Below are 1,737 nucleotides of genomic sequence, written 5' to 3' on the forward strand. Positions count from 1 at the left end.
TGTGTGCGTGTGTTCTTTGAGAACTCAATAGTGTGTCGATGAATGTCAGTGCCAATTATTTAATTGGTTCCGGCTTCTCATACCCCCCGGTTGAGAGGTCGGACATTTAGTCAGCAAATCTTTTTGCTGGCGTTTTGTTTTGCTAGGTTTTCGGACTCTAGTTATTCTTCTGATTGGCCTCTTCGGAGGTAGGTCAAGAGTCTTCAACGGAGAGTTTGATTCTGGCTCAGGACGAACGCTGGCGGCGTGCTTAACACATGCAAGTCGAGCGGTAAGGCCCTTCGGGGTACACGAGCGGCGAACGGGTGAGTAACACGTGGGTGATCTGCCTCGCACTTCGGGATAAGCCTGGGAAACTGGGTCTAATACCGGATATGACCATGGAATGCATGTTTTGTGGTGGAAAGATTTATCGGTGCGAGATGGGCCCGCGGCCTATCAGCTTGTTGGTGAGGTAACGGCTCACCAAGGCGACGACGGGTAGCCGACCTGAGAGGGTGACCGGCCACACTGGGACTGAGACACGGCCCAGACTCCTACGGGAGGCAGCAGTGGGGAATATTGCACAATGGGCGAAAGCCTGATGCAGCGACGCCGCGTGGAGGATGACGGCCTTCGGGTTGTAAACTCCTTTCGACAGGGACGAAGCGAGAGTGACGGTACCTGTAGAAGAAGCACCGGCCAACTACGTGCCAGCAGCCGCGGTAATACGTAGGGTGCGAGCGTTGTCCGGAATTACTGGGCGTAAAGAGCTTGTAGGCGGTCTGTCGCGTCTTCTGTGAAAACTTGGGGCTCAACCTTAAGCTTGCAGGCGATACGGGCAGACTAGAGTACTTCAGGGGAGACTGGAATTCCTGGTGTAGCGGTGAAATGCGCAGATATCAGGAGGAACACCGGTGGCGAAGGCGGGTCTCTGGGAAGTAACTGACGCTGAGAAGCGAAAGCATGGGTAGCAAACAGGATTAGATACCCTGGTAGTCCATGCCGTAAACGGTGGGTACTAGGTGTGGGTTTCCTTCCACGGGATCCGTGCCGTAGCTAACGCATTAAGTACCCCGCCTGGGGAGTACGGCCGCAAGGCTAAAACTCAAAGAAATTGACGGGGGCCCGCACAAGCGGCGGAGCATGTGGATTAATTCGATGCAACGCGAAGAACCTTACCTGGGTTTGACATACACCGGAAACCTGCAGAGATGTAGGCCCCCTTGTGGTCGGTGTACAGGTGGTGCATGGCTGTCGTCAGCTCGTGTCGTGAGATGTTGGGTTAAGTCCCGCAACGAGCGCAACCCTTATCTTATGTTGCCAGCGCGTAATGGCGGGGACTCGTGAGAGACTGCCGGGGTCAACTCGGAGGAAGGTGGGGACGACGTCAAGTCATCATGCCCCTTATGTCCAGGGCTTCACACATGCTACAATGGCCAGTACAGAGGGCTGCGAGACCGTGAGGTGGAGCGAATCCCTTAAAGCTGGTCTCAGTTCGGATCGGGGTCTGCAACTCGACCCCGTGAAGTTGGAGTCGCTAGTAATCGCAGATCAGCAACGCTGCGGTGAATACGTTCCCGGGCCTTGTACACACCGCCCGTCACGTCATGAAAGTCGGTAACACCCGAAGCCGGTGGCCTAACCCCTTGTGGGAGGGAGCCGTCGAAGGTGGGATTGGCGATTGGGACGAAGTCGTAACAAGGTAGCCGTACCGGAAGGTGCGGCTGGATCACCTCCTTTCTAAGGAGCACTTCT

Annotated in this window: 1 rRNA gene; it reads left to right on the forward strand. The window is 55.5% G+C overall.

From position 1 onward, the window contains the following. The first annotated feature begins 203 nt into the window (after positions 1-203). A 16S ribosomal RNA gene (locus tag NN4_RS44545) occupies positions 204-1,722 on the forward strand. Positions 1,723-1,737: the final 15 nt, after the last annotated feature.

It is taken from the genome of Nocardia ninae NBRC 108245 (assembly GCF_007990755.1).
Taxonomy (GTDB): domain Bacteria; phylum Actinomycetota; class Actinomycetes; order Mycobacteriales; family Mycobacteriaceae; genus Nocardia; species Nocardia ninae.